At 64.3% G+C, this 13,220-nt stretch carries 14 protein-coding genes and 1 pseudogene; 5 read left to right on the plus strand and 10 right to left on the minus strand.

The window, feature by feature from the left end; genetic code table 11:
- Nucleotides 1-59: 59 nt before the first annotated feature.
- Nucleotides 60-875 (minus strand): carboxylating nicotinate-nucleotide diphosphorylase, encoded by an 816-nt coding sequence (nadC, locus tag BW940_RS13840; RefSeq protein WP_076609810.1) that lies wholly within the window; start codon nt 873-875, stop codon nt 60-62.
- 155 nt (nt 876-1,030) lie between these two features.
- Between nadC and BW940_RS13845 the strand changes: the two genes are divergently transcribed.
- Nucleotides 1,031-2,173 carry a mechanosensitive ion channel family protein gene (locus BW940_RS13845; protein WP_084776770.1) on the plus strand — a complete coding sequence of 381 codons (1,143 nt, stop codon included), beginning with the start codon at nt 1,031-1,033 and terminating at the stop codon, nt 2,171-2,173.
- Nucleotides 2,174-2,175: 2 nt separating this feature from the next.
- Here BW940_RS13845 and BW940_RS13850 read toward each other — a convergent pair whose 3' ends face one another.
- The 4 genes from BW940_RS13850 to BW940_RS13865 all read right to left on the minus strand — a co-directional run bounded on the left by BW940_RS13850 (nt 2,176) and on the right by BW940_RS13865 (nt 7,664).
- Nucleotides 2,176-3,780, minus strand: coding sequence for an L-aspartate oxidase (locus BW940_RS13850; protein ID WP_076609812.1), 1,605 nt, complete (start codon nt 3,778-3,780; stop codon nt 2,176-2,178).
- A 6-nt stretch (nt 3,781-3,786) separates the two neighbouring features.
- A complete protein-coding gene (gene nadA, locus BW940_RS13855) occupies nt 3,787-4,920 on the minus strand; it encodes a quinolinate synthase NadA (protein ID WP_076609813.1) in 1,134 nt (377 codons plus the stop codon).
- A 242-nt stretch (nt 4,921-5,162) separates the two neighbouring features.
- Nucleotides 5,163-5,924, minus strand: coding sequence for a GIDE domain-containing protein (locus tag BW940_RS13860; RefSeq protein WP_076609814.1), 762 nt, complete (start codon nt 5,922-5,924; stop codon nt 5,163-5,165).
- A 162-nt stretch (nt 5,925-6,086) separates the two neighbouring features.
- A complete protein-coding gene (locus tag BW940_RS13865; RefSeq protein WP_076609815.1) occupies nt 6,087-7,664 on the minus strand; it encodes an amidohydrolase in 1,578 nt (525 codons plus the stop codon).
- Nucleotides 7,665-7,805: 141 nt separating this feature from the next.
- On the opposite strand from BW940_RS13865, the gene BW940_RS13870 reads away from it, so the two are divergent.
- Nucleotides 7,806-8,192 (plus strand): hypothetical protein, encoded by a 387-nt coding sequence (locus BW940_RS13870; protein WP_076609816.1) that lies wholly within the window; start codon nt 7,806-7,808, stop codon nt 8,190-8,192.
- Between the two features lie 66 nt (nt 8,193-8,258).
- Nucleotides 8,259-9,485, plus strand: coding sequence for a hydroxymethylglutaryl-CoA reductase (NADPH) (gene hmgA, locus BW940_RS13875; RefSeq protein ID WP_076609817.1), 1,227 nt, complete (start codon nt 8,259-8,261; stop codon nt 9,483-9,485).
- Nucleotides 9,486-9,496: 11 nt separating this feature from the next.
- Here the strand turns inward: hmgA and BW940_RS13880 are convergent, their stop codons facing one another.
- On the minus strand, nt 9,497-9,853 hold the full coding sequence (locus tag BW940_RS13880) for a hypothetical protein (RefSeq protein WP_076609818.1): 357 nt from the start codon (nt 9,851-9,853) through the stop codon (nt 9,497-9,499).
- Between the two features lie 198 nt (nt 9,854-10,051).
- Here BW940_RS13880 and dpsA point away from each other — a divergent pair, with 198 nt between their 5' ends.
- The gene (gene dpsA, locus BW940_RS13885; RefSeq protein WP_076609819.1) at nt 10,052-10,597 is read left to right on the plus strand and encodes a DNA starvation/stationary phase protection protein DpsA; all 546 of its coding nucleotides are present in this window, start codon (nt 10,052-10,054) and stop codon (nt 10,595-10,597) included.
- 19 nt (nt 10,598-10,616) lie between these two features.
- On the opposite strand, the gene BW940_RS13890 is transcribed toward dpsA, so the two are convergent.
- From BW940_RS13890 to BW940_RS13905, 4 genes and pseudogenes are all read right to left on the minus strand, one after another.
- Entirely contained in the window at nt 10,617-10,904 is a 288-nt protein-coding gene (locus BW940_RS13890) for an amphi-Trp domain-containing protein (RefSeq protein WP_076609820.1), read from the minus strand.
- A gap of 374 nt (nt 10,905-11,278) precedes the next feature.
- On the minus strand, nt 11,279-11,668 hold the full coding sequence (locus tag BW940_RS13895; protein WP_076609821.1) for a metal-dependent transcriptional regulator: 390 nt from the start codon (nt 11,666-11,668) through the stop codon (nt 11,279-11,281).
- A 209-nt stretch (nt 11,669-11,877) separates the two neighbouring features.
- A pseudogene (locus BW940_RS13900) lies at nt 11,878-12,132 on the minus strand (DUF7552 domain-containing protein); the annotation flags it as partial.
- A 95-nt stretch (nt 12,133-12,227) separates the two neighbouring features.
- Nucleotides 12,228-12,752, minus strand: a complete 525-nt coding sequence (locus BW940_RS13905; protein WP_076609822.1) for a DUF5817 domain-containing protein — start codon at nt 12,750-12,752, stop codon at nt 12,228-12,230.
- Between the two features lie 114 nt (nt 12,753-12,866).
- On the opposite strand from BW940_RS13905, the gene BW940_RS13910 reads away from it, so the two are divergent.
- On the plus strand, nt 12,867-13,208 hold the full coding sequence (locus tag BW940_RS13910; protein WP_076609897.1) for a cupin domain-containing protein: 342 nt from the start codon (nt 12,867-12,869) through the stop codon (nt 13,206-13,208).
- Nucleotides 13,209-13,220: the final 12 nt, after the last annotated feature.

The raw sequence follows: 13,220 nt of genomic DNA on the forward strand, positions 1-13,220 counted from the left end.
CCGGCTGAGGGCCGATTCGACCGACGGAACCGCTCTTTTCATTATCCGTTCGGGACAGCCTACTCTGTCCCCGTATACAACGAGACGTCGAGTGATCGTGCCGAGTGTGTGAGTGATCCCATCGAGATCACGTCGACACCCGTGGCGGCGTAGTCGGGAACGTCCTCGAGGGTGATCCCGCCGCTGGCCTCCGCGAGGACATCGTGGTCTTCGAGCGCGTCGACGGCCGCCGAGGCGTCGTCGGGAGCCATGTTATCGAGCAGGACGATATCGGCTCCCGCCGCGGCCGCCCGCGGGGCGTCGTCGACGGTTTCGACTTCGACCTCGAGTTTCGTCGCGAAAGAAACGCGCTCACGGAAGTGGGAAATCGCGCCCTCGAGACCCAACTCGGCGACGTGGTTGTCCTTGATCATGACCATATGCGAGAGGTCCAGTCGGTGCGTGTCGCCGCCGCCAGCGACGACAGCGCGTTTCTCGAGGCCGCGCAGGCCGGGCGTCGTCTTTCGGGTCCCGGCGATCCGAACGTCGTCGGATTCGGTGCGAGCCGCCTCGACCGCCTCGTGCGTCGCCGTCGCGATACCCGAAGCGTGACCGGCGAGGTTGACCGCGACGCGTTCACCGCGGAGCACGTCGCGGGCCGGCCCCTCGACGCGGAGGAGTTCGTCGCCGGGATCGACGGCAGCGCCGTCCTCGAGCGCGTCGACCACGCCGACGCCAAGGTAGTCGAAAACAGATTGAGCGGCCTCGAGGCCCGCCACGACGCCGGATTCTTTCGCGACGAGTCGGCCGGACGTCTCGCCCGGCACCTCGTTGGTGACGTCGTGGTGGCCGAGGTCCTCGCGGAGCCAGCCCTCGATCTGTGTGTCGGGAATCATGTCTCGCCTGCGGATGCGGCCGCAGCGAAAATAAACGGTCCGTTTCAGCCGGCTGACGGTCGATCGAACGCGTCTCACGGCATCCCGGAATAGACTCGAGACCCTGATTGTCCGTCCGTAGAAACGGTTAACTCACTCTTCGCCGAGAGTCTGTCATGGTCGAGGTAGTTACCAGTGTTCTAACACGGGTGTTCGAGGGAGTTCCGGCCTGGCAGGCCACACTGTTGTTGATCGGCGCCTCGGTCGGTCTCGCTGTCTTACTCGAGGTGCTCGTACTGCGGACGCTGTTGCGATACACCAGCCGAACGAAGACCGAGTACGATTACATCCTCGTCGGGGAGCTTCGCGCACCCGTCGTCCTGACGGCGGCGCTGACGGGTGTCTATCTGCTCACACAGCTGCCGTCGGTGAGTCAGAACGTCCTCCTGACGCCCGCACAGCTCGAGACGTTCTTCGGGAAGCCGTCGCTGTCGGTCATCATCGTCGCGTGGGCGTTCGCGTCGAACCGGATCGTCAACCGGTTCGTCGAGGAGGTCAAAGACAAGGGGTCGCGGTTCGACTTCGCACCCGTCTTCTCGAACGTCTGGACGCTCGTCGTCGTCATCGGCACGGTCGGCGTCTTGCTGTCGCTGTGGGAGTACAGCATCTCGCCGCTGCTCGGCGCGGCCGGCGTCGCGGGGATCGCCGTCGGCTTCGCTGCTCGAGACACCGTCGCGAACTTCTTCGGTGGGATCGCGCTCTACTTCGACGACACGTACAAACTCGGCGACTACATCGAACTCGACTCGGGCGAGGCGGGGACGGTCGTCAAGGTCGGCGTGCGGTCGACGACGCTCATGATGCGCGACGAAGTACTCGTCACGGTGCCGAACGCGTCGCTGAACGCCGCGAAGGTGATCAACCAGTCGGCCCCACAGCGCAGAAGACGGCTCAAGGTGCCGATCGGCGTCGCCTACGGCACCGACATCGACGTGTTCGAAGAACTCGTCACGGAGCTCGCCGTCGACGAACCGCTCGTGCTCGACTCGCCGAAGCCGCGGATGCGCTTTCGAGCCTTCGGCGACTCCGCGCTCGAGTACGAACTCCTCTGTTGGGTCGGCTCGCCGACTCGTGCGAACAAGACCAGACACGAGCTCAACCGAGCGATCTACACGGAACTGCTTGCAGCAGAGATCGAGATCCCGTTCCCACAGCGTGACGTTCGAGTCGTCTCAGAATCGTCCACCGAAGCTGACCAGTCACCGCAGACGTCCCTGCTGGAGGACGACTCCGAGAAAATCGCGACGAGACGGCAGTAGGGCTACCGTGTTGGGGCCGGTCGCTCGGTCGGCTCGGACGAGACGTAGTGACAGCCCTTCGAGTCCGGGTTTTCCGCGGCCGCACGCGCGATCAACAGCGCGGTGACGGTGGCGTTTCGCAGTTCGTAGAGGCTTCGGGACGTCCGTGTGCGGGTGTAGGCGTCGACCTCGCCTTTGAGCCGTCGGAGAACGGCTCCCGCACGAGCAATCTCCTCGGGATCGCGTTCCAAGCCGAGGTACTCGTCCATCGTCCGCTGAAGGCGGGTGAACTTCTCGGCGGCGAACCGCTCGGGCAGTTCGGGGTCGCTGTTTCGGAGCGCGGGTGCCTCGACGACCGCTGGTTCGAACCGCTTCGCGGTGTCACCGCTCCGCCTCGAGGTGCGTTGCACCTCGCTGACCGCGTCGTCGCCTGCACGCAGCCCCCAGACCAGGCCCTCGAGCAGGCTCGTACTCGCCAGTCGGTTCGCGCCGTGGACGCCCGTCCGGGAACACTCGCCGACGGCGTAGAGGCGATCGAGCGAGGTCCGCCCGTCCTCGTCGACGTCGATCCCGCCACAGAGGAAGTGCTCGCAGGGCGCGACGGGGATCTCCTCGCCCTCGATCCCCCGGTCGCGGCATTTCTCGGCGATAGCCGGGAACTCGGATTCGAAGTCGTCCTCGAGCGTGCGCACGTCGAGAACGACCTCCCCGGTCGCTTCACGCTCGGTGTCGACAGCGCGGGCGACGATATCCCGCGGCGCGAGTTCGGCGTCGGGGTGGTAGTCGTCCATGAACCGCTCGCCGTCGCCGTTTCGCAACACTGCGCCTTCGCCGCGCAGCGCCTCCGAGAGCAAAAACGGATCGTCCTGCTCTCCGGCTCCGCCGCTCCGCTTCGAGTCGTTTTGTGCCTCGCCACCCGCGTACGCGGTCGGATGGAACTGGACGTACTCGAGGTCGGCCACCTCGGCCCCGGCCAGCGCGGCCATGGCGATGCCGTCGCCCGTGGCGTCGGCGGGATTCGTCGATCGGGAGTACAGTTCGCCGATCCCGCCCGTCGCGAGGATCGTCGCGCCGGCGAAGATCGGGTGACCATCGACCGCCTCGTCGGTCAGCACGCCGTGGACCCGTCCCTCGTGGGTGATGAGGTCGAGAGCGGCCGTGTCCTGTCGAATCTCGACGCGCTCGTGGTCGTCGAGGTAGGTGAGAAACGGCCGGAGGATGTGCGTGCCCGTCATCGCGTCGACGTGGAGGATCCGCCGACTCGAGTGGCCGGCCTCACGGGTGTAGTCGAACCCGTCGTCGGCCTCGTCGAACTCGATCTCGAGGGTCTCGAGCAACACGTCTTCGACGGCGTCGTCGGCGTCGTCGAGCAGGACGTCGATCGCGTCCTCGTCCGCAGTGTCGCCGCTGGCCGCAAGAATGTCGGCTTTCAGGCTCTCGGGGTCGCCACGGGTGGTCGAGATCCCTCCCTGGGCCCAGTCGGTGCTTGCGTCCTCCGGCCGCTGCGCTTTCGTCACGAGACAGACGTCTGCGCCCGCCCGCGCCGCCGCAAGCGTCGCCGCACAGCCGGCGATACCGGAACCGACGACGAGCACGTCCGTGGTGTCGTGGTCTGATATGTCAGTCATTGGTAGTTAAATCTCGAGCATGCGCTCGAGAGCGAGTCCGGCGAGGTCTTTCTCCTCGGGGGCGACTTCGATCACGTTGCGTTCGCGGCCCGCGACGAGTTCCTCTACCACCCACGTGAGGTAGTTCGGGTCGATCTGGCGCATCGCGTTGCAGTCCATACAGGCGTCCCCACACAGCGGGAGGACGTTCACCTCGGGATGCCAGCGCTTCAGATGTTCGGTGAGGTGGATTTCGGTGCCGATCGCCCACGTCTCGCCGGGGTCCGCGCTTGCGACTGTCTCGCAGATCGTCGCCGTCGAACCGGCTTTGTCGGCGGCTTCGACGACCTCGCGTCGACATTCGGGGTGAACGATGACCTTCGCATCATCGTGCTCGGCGCGAACCTGCTCGATGTGCGCTTCGGTGAACCGTTCGTGGACCTGGCAGTAGCCGTCCCAGAGGATGATGTCGCTCTCAGCAACCTCGTCGGCGTCCTTTCCCTCCGGATCCCACGGATCCCACTCGGCGATCCGATCTTCCATCCCCAGTCTGTGGGCCGTGTTCTCCCCGAGGTGTTTGTCGGGCAAGAACAGGACCGTGTCACCCTTCTCGAAGGCGTACTCGAAGGCCTTGTGCGCGTTCGAGGAGGTACAGACGAGCCCACCCTGACTCGCACAGAACGCCTTCAGATCAGCGTAGGAGTTCATGTACGTGATCGGGATGATGTTTGCGTCGGGCGCAGCGGCCGTGATTTCGGCCCACGCGCTGTCGACCTGCAGCGCCTCGGCCATGCCCGCCATCGGACAGGAAGCCTCCATGCTCGGGAGGATCACCGTCTGGTCGTCGTCGGTGATGATGTCCGCGCTTTCGGCCATGAACGTCACACCGCCGAAGATCACGTACTCGGCGTCCGCGTTGGCAGCCTCTTTCGAGAGCTGGTAGGAGTCACCGATGAAATCAGCGTGCTCGACGATCTCCTGGCGTTGATAGTTGTGGCCGAGGATCACGACGTCGTCGCCGAGTTCCTCGAGTGCCGCCTCGATGCGTTCGGTTCGTTCGGACGTCTCGAGGTCCCGATACTGGGGCGGCAACTGCTCGAGGGAGTCGTATTTGAACAAACTGAGATCGGTTTCCAGCTCTGCCGTTTCCATTTTGACCATATCACGTCACCTGTGGTTGCTAGACATCACAGGTCGCTATTGAATAACTTTTTCCTTCGATAGCTGAGTATGAGTGATGACCACCGATTGGTGCGTCGATCGAACGCGCTGATGCTATTGGTCTGGTTCGACGATAGGCTTCGTGTGACAACTGACCCGATGGACACACCCCCTGTACAGCTATCGTGCGATGGGATGTGCAACGAGGAGAGGTTACTGCGGTCGGTAGTGCGGCCGAACCGCTAAAAGAGCGCCGCCGGTGTGGCCAGCCAGCCGCCAAGGAGGGTGACGACGAGCCCCCCAGCCAGCCACGGGAGGACGGGTTTGACGAGGAGCCACGCGGCACCGTCCTGCGAGGAGTCGGAAACGACGAACGCCGGCGTCTCCGGCCCGTCTTCGATCACTGCACTCACGTCTCGCATCGTCTCTCGAGCGTCGATATCGTACCGCGACTGGCCGAGGACGTAGACGTCATCGCCCGCCTCAAGTCGACGTTCGTGGTATCGTCGGTCGTTGCCGGTTGCGATCTCGACGACGCGGAGATCGAGCGCGGTGTTCTCTGACTCGAGATCCGACTCGGTCTCGAGGAACTCTTTGATGGGCTCCGGTTCGGGCTCGCCGCCGTCGACCTCGACCGTGGTCGCCGTCGTCAGCGCCAGCGTGGCCCCGCCGGGATCGACCTGGACGCTCGCCGTCTCGTCCTCGAGTCGGAACCGAACCGCGCCGGACCCTGTCTCGACCGTGTTCCACGACGAGTGCTTGCCGCTTGACTGGTACTCCTCGACCTCGTACTCGTAGGCGAGACACTCCCGGTTTGTCAGCGGTGCCGAAAGCGTCTCGCCGGTGACGCTCGCGGTGCCCTCGAGTTCGACGGGTCCCGTAGCGCGTTCGACCGTCACGACGTCGTCGGTGTCGCCACGGTAGATGTGATAGGCCGGCCGGAGCTTCCAGCAGCCAGCCCCGAACGCACCGAGTCCAGCGAGTATGACCAGCGGTCCGATCATCGGTTGCAGATTCCGACTGGAACACATAATAGTGTTGGTTTTCGAACATCCTCTCGAACGGGACGAGTGTCCCGCTGTCTCATACGGACCGCTGTCGTCACTGACCGCCGATCACCGACCCCGCCGCTGGTGATCGGCAGTACATCGGTACAGCAGACCGTATCACTCCGCACGACCATCGAAGACGACCTCGCCGTCGACTAGCGTCATCGCCACGTCGACCTCGTCGATCCGATCCGCTCGCTCCCACGGCGACGCCTCGAGCACCACCATATCAGCCCGGTTGCCGACCGCGAGCGTCCCGAGTCGGTCCTCGTCGAAGCCGGCGTAGGCCGCGCCGCGGGTGTACCCCCGCAGCGCCTCGGTGACCGACAGTCGCTGGGCCTCGGTCGGCGCGGTGACCGCATGGTGGACGCCGAGCAGCGGATCGAGTGGCATACAGTCCGAGCCAAAGGCGAGGGGCACGCCGGCCTCGAGCACCCGTCGGAAGCGATTCGTCCGACGCCGTCGCTCGTCACCGAGTCGCTGGTCGTAGAGGCCGCCCTCGTCGGCCCAGCGATGGAAGTTCGGCTGCATCGACGCGACGATCCCGGCTTCGGCCATGCGCTCTATATGGTCGTCGGTCGCGAGTTCGACGTGTTCGATCCGGTGGCGTCGAGTGTCGGGTTCGTCAGTGGCCTCGAGCGCCGACAGCGTCTCTGCGATGGCGTCGTCGCCGATGGCGTGAACGCAGAGTTGGTAGCCCTCGCCGTCGGCGTGGTCGACGACCGATCGGAGATCGTCGGGGTCGACGACCCACTGGCCGCGTCCGGAATCCGAGTCGGGCGCGTCCATGTCCTCATCGCCGTCCGCGTACGGCTCCTGCAGCTTCGCCGTCCGGCTGCCGATGCTCCCGTCTGAAAAGGACTTGATCGCGCCCGTCCGCACGCGGTCGGTGCCCGCGTTCGTCGTCAGCCCGACGTCGACGAGGTGCTCGAGGTGGTCGCTCCAGTAGTCGATCCGAACGCGAAGCGGCAACTCGCCCTCCGCTGCCAGTTCTCGATACACTTGCGGCGCGCTCGAGCCACGAACCTTGTCGTGGACGCCGGTGACGCCGCGTTCGACCGCGTGCTGTGTCGCCGCTTCGAGCACGTCCCGTAGTTCCTCGCGGTCCGCGGTCAGCTCTCGCCTGACGGCTTCGGCGGCGTCCTCGACGGCCACACCCGTCGGTTCGCCGTCGGCCGTGTGGAGGTCGTCTTCCGGAAGTACGTCCGCGAACTGCTCGAGCGCGACCGAGTTCAGCGAGGCTGTGTGGAGGTCGACGCGCATCGCGACCACGGGGCGCTCCTCGCTGACCGCGTCGAGGTCGGCTCGAGTGAGCGGCTCGCCGTCTGTTCCGTCCCACGCACTATCGTCGTAGCCGAAGCCGAGAACCCACTTGCGGTCCGGGTCGGCCTCGGCCTGCGTCGAGAGCAACGCGAGACAGTCGTCGGCGCTGTCGGCCGCCGACAGATCGGCGTGGACCAGATGCTGGCCGAGCTGTTCCATGTGTGTGTGGGCGTCGATAAACCCTGGCAGGACCACCCGGCCGTCACAGTCGATCACGTCGGTCTCGACGCCTGCGAGGAACTCGAGTTCGTAGCTGTCGCCGAGGCGGACGAGTTCGCCGTCGCGGATCGCGGCTGCCTCGAAGACGGTATCGGGGTCCGAAAGCGAGTGGATCTCCGCGTTCACGAGCAGGCGGTCGGCAGCGTCAGTCATAGCTGAGAGGCGATGGGCGACCGACAAAATGGTTTGGTCCGATCGTGGGGGTAGTACCGAGCGACTGGCGGGGACGACGCCGTCGCTGCTCAAACTGCATCCGAGCGCAAGGTTGACCATACGTCCCGTGGACCTGCCCGTATGATCGATCGAAACGGCCGCATCGTCTTCGGGGGCTTCCTATTGTTCGTGCTCGTCCTCAGCGGGTCGATCATCGTCGACGTTCAGCTCGGCCTCGAGCTTCGTGACTACCCGCTGCTGTCGTTTCTCCTGTTTGCCGGCGTGGCCATCGCCGCCCCACAGCTGTATCTCGCCGTGACCGACGACGACGTCCCGCCCCAAACTCGCGTGCAGTTCGCCGCGATCGCCACGGCCGTCTTCGCGATCGTGTTCGCCGGCAGTGTCGACGATCTTCGATCCCTGCTGATCGCGGCCATCGGCACCGGTGCGGTCTTCGGACTCGTCTGTTATGAGCTTCTCGTCGGCTATCGCGACTCGAGCGAGGAGGCCCCGACGAGGGCACCGTGACTCGACATCCGTGTTGACGCGATGGAATCAGCAATCCTTAGGATCAGCCGCTGTCTTGGCCAACCCATGACAGACCCCGAGAACCTCGTCGCGCAGGTGCGCGAGGGCGACGTTCGGCTTCACGAACTCGAGGATCACGCCGACGCAGACACGGCAGCGACGGCCCGTCGGCTGCTGATCGAACGCGAGACCGACACTGATCTCGAGACGATCGGCGAGTACACGTTCCCAGCCGAGCAGGCGGAGCCGAACATCGAGAACATGATCGGGGCGGCCCAGATTCCAATGGGCGTCGTCGGCCCGGTCGACGTCGATGGCGGCGCAGCCAACGGCGAGTACTATCTCCCGCTGGCGACGACCGAGGGCGCGCTACTCGCGTCTGTCAACCGCGGGCTCAGCGTCATCGGCTCTGCTGGCGGCGCTGACGCTCGAGTGACCAAAAACGGGATGACCCGCGCTCCGGTGTTTCGTGTCGCCGGCGTCGCGGACGCCGCAACAACGGTCGAGTGGGTTAACGACAATTTCGAGACGCTGCAGGAGGCAGCCGAATCGACGACGAGCCACGGCGAATTGATCGACATCGAACCGTACGTCGTCGGCGACTCCGTCTACCTCCGATTCGCCTACGACACGAAAGACGCGATGGGGATGAACATGGCCACCATCGCAACCGGCGAGGCCTGCGAAATCGTCGAGTCGGAGACGCCCGCCTCGCTCGTCGCGCTCTCGGGCAATCTCTGTTCGGACAAGAAACCCGCCGCCATCAACGCCGTCGAGGGCCGCGGGCGCTCCGTTACGGCCGACGTCCTGATCCCGGGCGAGCTCGTCGAGCAACGGCTCCATACGACCGCCGACGCCATCGCCGAGGCGAACACGCGCAAGAATCTCACTGGCAGCGCCAAAGCCGGCAGTCTCGGCTTCAATGCCCACGCGGCCAACGTCGTCGCCGCCGCCTTCCTCGCGACCGGCCAGGACGAAGCCCAGGTCGTCGAAGCCGCGAATACGATTACGACCATGGACGCACGCGAACGCGAGGACGGCACCACCGACCTGTATGCCAGCGTCTCGCTTGCCTCCCTCGAGGTCGGCACCGTCGGCGGCGGGACGAAACTGCCGACCCAGGCCGAGGCGCTCGAGGTCCTCGGCCTTCGCGGCGGCGGTGAGCCGGCGGGATCGAACGCCGACGCACTGGCCGAGATTATCGCCGTCGGCGCGCTTGCGGGCGAACTCTCCTTGCTCGCGGCGCTCGCGTCCCGACATCTGGCGAGCGCACACGAAGACCTCGGTCGCTAATGCCGGTGTCGCTACCCGGCGACCTCGTGCTCGTCGTTTCGAGCCCGAACCGTTACGAGTGCAATATAGGAACCGCTGGCGACGAGCAGCGCCAGCCCACCCAGTACTTGCGGTCCGTTTGCGGCCACCGTGACGAGCGCCAACCCGGCCGCCGCGACACCGTGTGCGAGCGCGAGGTCGCGACGACCGTACGCGGCGTGAATCACTGCAACGGCAGCGAACGTCGCGGCGAACGCGCCCGTCGCTAGCGTCGCCGCGTCGATTCCGATGATCGTCTCGTTGATGTACCTGCCGTACGCGAAAAACGCGAGCGCAACGAGCGTTCCGACACCGATCGCTGTCCCCTGTACATCCACCGTCTCGTCCATCGATCCCTCGTTGCCGCCCGCGGTGGAAAGCCTTGCTGTTCGTTACTGATCGAAGTCCTATCAGCTGAATGAATATTACCTCACGAACTCACGCGTATCCGTGTACAACCATTCATCGAAGATCGGTTTTAGGCGGTACGAAAAATTGTTTGTTTATTGAAAAGATATAAGGACGTGCCGCTCGAAGTGAGAGTCGTAATGAGTACCCAAAAGACCGTTCGTCAATCCGCCGGGACCGTCGAAGAGAACGCACTGCGCCTCGAGCAAGAAAAGGCCGAACAGATCATCGATGCGCTGAACACGGACCTTGCGGACGCCTACGTCCTCTACCACCAACTCCACAAACACCACTGGAACGTCGAGGGCGCGGAGTTCCTCGAGATTCACGTATTCCTCCAGGAGGTCTACGAGGACGTCGAGGACGCCGCAGACGACCTCGCGGAGCGACTTCAGGCGCTCGGCGGCGTTCCCCACGCCAGCATGACGACGCTCGCCGAGAACGCAACGGTCGAGCCCGAAGACGAGGACGTCTACGACGTTCGAACGTCGCTTGCACACGACCTCGAGATGATGGGCGACGTTATCGAGAGCTACCGCAACCACATCGAACTCGCAGACAGCCTCGGCGACTACGCCACGGGCGAGATGCTGCGCGAGCAACTCGAGACGATCGAAGAACACGCCCACCACATCGAACACTACCTCGAAGACGACACGCTCGTCCTCGAGTCCGCAACGAACTAAGTCGCTTCCGGCGCGTCGCTCATTCGACGTCTGGCGCTTTTTCGTCCGTCCGCCCCGGAAGCTCGAGTTCGATCTCGAGTTCCGGCTCGCCGACCCCGTCGAAGTCGATCTCGAGTTCCACGGGTTCGCCGAAGGCGAAGGGAAGCTCCCACTCGTCGGTGGAAATCGTGAGTTCGTCGTCGTCGCGAAGCTGTTCGCCCAGGTTGATCAGAAACGTTCCCGCTTCGGCCGCGTCGAGGCGATACTCCTGTTCGAACTTGCGCCCCGTGCGGATCGTCGTTCGGTCGTCGTCTGTTTCAGGTGTCATGGTTCGTCTGTGGTTCGTCTGTGCTGGTAGTCTGGTCTGCAAACGGGGCCCACGATAAGTCCATCCCGTCGGTGTTCCCGACTGGCCGAACCGAGTTCTTGGGGCTGCGTTTACAGACTGGTCGTTCGGGACCGGTGCTCGAGTCCGGTCTGACATCGAGCTCGAAGTGCAACTAGCGATCACCAGCCGCTATCGTAGCCACTGAAAGTCAATGCACACCGCATCGCACGACAGTTGCGCGATGCGGTGTAAATCGTTTCAGTTGTTACTACGGAACGGTTTAGGCTACCCTAAAGCAAAAACCGTCCGGTCTCACTCGGTGTGGACCGACGTGAGCGAATCATGACGAAACGGACGCGTGTCACGACAGGAAACTACTGCGTCGACTCGTCGGCTCTCGACGAACTGCTCGGCGCTAGAAGGGTCGTTTCGAGCCGTGTCACGACGGCCGGACTCACGGTGCCGACCACGGCTGCGGCTTCCCGGCGATGGTCGTCGATCTCGAGCACTTCGTCGAAAAACCGACAGATTGTCTCGTAGCTGTCGGACAGTTCGCTGGCCCGGTCGCGGCCTGCTGTCGTCAACCGAACCCCCGCATATGGTTCGTGGTCGACGAGTCCCCGCGCCTCGAGACGTTGGACCATCTCCGTCGTCGCGGCGGGTGAGCGACCGATCGAGTCCGCAATTCGACCGGTCGACACCGGCTCGCCCGCAGTCTCTGCCAGTTCGTAGACCGTGAGCAGATAGTGGTTCACTCTCGACATACCGTTACCACTCGCCGACGGGCAGCCGTTTCGCGACGTGACCTCGAGTAGACGTCGCGTTTGACGTGTCACTCACTCCTGACCACCGAGTTCCTCGTGGTTCTCGTCTGTCTCATCAGTGGCCGGTGTGTCGAACAGGCGGACGTAGACCGCTGCCCAGAGCCGCGCTCGCTTTCTCCGTGGCCCGGTCATCGTCCTGTTGTCGTCGGTGCGACGTGTTCGGTCGACGTTTCACAGATGATCATGTCGTAATAGGGAACCTGCGGATCGTACTGACGGAGCACAGCACGGTACTGCTCCGTCGCATGGGTGGCTGCTCGCGCGGTCGAACGGCTCTCGAAGTACAGTCCCGCGGCGGGAACGGGACGCTCGCCCGTTCGTCCACAGATCAGGTAGTACGTTCCTGCGTCGCTTGCAAGCGACTCGATGTCGTGGCGGATATCGCCAAGCGTTTCCCCCATCATTTAGGTAACCCTAAAACTAGGAGGGTTAAGTATTTTAGGCTCCCCTAAATTAGCTGGTCCCCGCTCGAACAGCAGCCCACCGCGGAAATGCCGCTCTAGAGCAGTCGATAGCGGCCGCGGCTCTCGCTTACCACACCGCGTCTCGTGAGTTTCTCGAGGGCGTCTTCGACGTACCCCGCCGACACCCCCCGTTCATCGGCGTACGCGATGACCTCGTCTTCCGTCGGTCGGTCGAGGACCTCGAGTGCCGCTTCGACGATTTCTTTGTTGCTGCCGCTGGGGCTCGATCCGCGCGGATCGCGCTCGCCGGCGGCGTCGACCGCATCGACATCGAGGCCGGATTTCTCGAGGTACTCCTCGTCGTCGACGACGCCGTCGGCCACCTCGTCCTCGAGGGCGTCGTAGGAGTCCAGTTTGGCGAACGCCTCGCCTTCGCCCTGTCGGTTCGCAAGCATCGAGGCCCGGACGTCTCGAGCGTGGCCTGCATCCTCGGTCTCGACGAACTTCTTGCGTTTCTCGTAGGCCCGCCGCGAGCCACAGCGGGGACACTGGGTCGTCTCCGAGCGACCCTCGATGATCCAGAGGTTCGAACACTCGCTACAGCCGACGACAGCGTACATGCCTCGAAATGATCGTGGCTGGTAGTTCAACCTTCGGCACGCGTGGCGAAACTGAAACAGCTGACCGCGTCGTCGACACCCGGTATTATGCGCCAGCACGTACTCCTGAGTCGTATGGAACGCGTGTCCCTGTCCGACTGTGAACCGTCCGAAGCCGCCGACGGCGTCCACCTGGCGCTGTTGGCCGGCGGCGACGCGATGAACGTCCAGCACTTCGAGATCGAACCCGGCGCGGCCGTCGACGAACACAGCCACCCCCACGAGCAGACGGGGTACATCTACGAGGGCGAACTCGTCTTCCGCTCGGATGGTGAAGAGGTCGTCTGCGGGCCGGGTGATTCATACGCGATCCCGGGCGACCAGCCCCACGCGGCGGAGAACCGCGGTGACGAACCGGTCCGCGGTGTCGACATCTTCAGCCCGCCACGAGAGAATCCGAACTGGGAATCCGAGTAACGGCGGGTATTT

Source organism: Natronorubrum thiooxidans, from assembly GCF_900156475.1.
GTDB lineage: Archaea > Halobacteriota > Halobacteria > Halobacteriales > Natrialbaceae > Natronorubrum > Natronorubrum thiooxidans.

Bases quoted from the DNA above. Each gene is read 5' to 3' on its own strand.
- BW940_RS13870 (WP_076609816.1), top strand. From the start codon at position 7,806: ATGATCGATCGAAACGGCCGCATCGTCTTCGGGGGCTTCCTATTGTTC.
- nadA (WP_076609813.1), bottom strand. From the start codon at position 4,920: ATGGTCAAAATGGAAACGGCAGAGCTGGAAACCGATCTCAGTTTGTTC.
- BW940_RS13880 (WP_076609818.1), bottom strand. From the start codon at position 9,853: ATGGACGAGACGGTGGATGTACAGGGGACAGCGATCGGTGTCGGAACG.
- BW940_RS13905 (WP_076609822.1), bottom strand. From the start codon at position 12,752: ATGTACGCTGTCGTCGGCTGTAGCGAGTGTTCGAACCTCTGGATCATC.
- BW940_RS13895 (WP_076609821.1), bottom strand. From the start codon at position 11,668: ATGTCGAGAGTGAACCACTATCTGCTCACGGTCTACGAACTGGCAGAG.
- BW940_RS13910 (WP_076609897.1), top strand. From the start codon at position 12,867: ATGGAACGCGTGTCCCTGTCCGACTGTGAACCGTCCGAAGCCGCCGAC.
- hmgA (WP_076609817.1), top strand. From the start codon at position 8,259: ATGACAGACCCCGAGAACCTCGTCGCGCAGGTGCGCGAGGGCGACGTT.
- BW940_RS13850 (WP_076609812.1), bottom strand. From the start codon at position 3,780: ATGACTGACATATCAGACCACGACACCACGGACGTGCTCGTCGTCGGT.
- BW940_RS13865 (WP_076609815.1), bottom strand. From the start codon at position 7,664: ATGACTGACGCTGCCGACCGCCTGCTCGTGAACGCGGAGATCCACTCG.
- BW940_RS13860 (WP_076609814.1), bottom strand. From the start codon at position 5,924: ATGATCGGACCGCTGGTCATACTCGCTGGACTCGGTGCGTTCGGGGCT.
- BW940_RS13890 (WP_076609820.1), bottom strand. From the start codon at position 10,904: ATGACACCTGAAACAGACGACGACCGAACGACGATCCGCACGGGGCGC.
- BW940_RS13845 (WP_084776770.1), top strand. From the start codon at position 1,031: ATGGTCGAGGTAGTTACCAGTGTTCTAACACGGGTGTTCGAGGGAGTT.
- dpsA (WP_076609819.1), top strand. From the start codon at position 10,052: ATGAGTACCCAAAAGACCGTTCGTCAATCCGCCGGGACCGTCGAAGAG.
- nadC (WP_076609810.1), bottom strand. From the start codon at position 875: ATGATTCCCGACACACAGATCGAGGGCTGGCTCCGCGAGGACCTCGGC.